The 232-nt window shown below is 55.2% G+C and carries 1 pseudogene; it reads right to left on the bottom strand.

Annotated elements, in window-relative coordinates:
• Positions 1 to 232 (bottom strand): annotated as a pseudogene (locus tag MXD62_RS09765) (SAM-dependent methyltransferase); the annotation flags it as partial.

Genomic DNA, 232 nt, shown 5'->3' with positions numbered 1-232 from the left:
ATCAAAGGCGGCTGAACACGCAGCTCCGGTTTTCCACCACGGATTCCTTCGATCAGCACCATATTGGGTTCTGCCTCCCTGCGAGGATGGACAAAACGAAGCCGCTTCGGCTCAATTCCGTATTGGCGCATCAAGACGACGATGTCAACCATCCGGGTCGCTTTGTGAACAAGCGCAATCTTCCCGCCGTTTCTGGCCAACTGGCTGCTTACCCTGATCACGTCCTCCAGAT

This window comes from Frankia sp. Mgl5, assembly GCF_023242985.1.
Classification (GTDB): domain Bacteria; phylum Actinomycetota; class Actinomycetes; order Frankiales; family Frankiaceae; genus Parafrankia; species Parafrankia soli.
The sequence above is the reverse complement of the archived record's forward strand: the minus strand, read 5'-3'. Positions and strand labels throughout refer to the sequence as shown.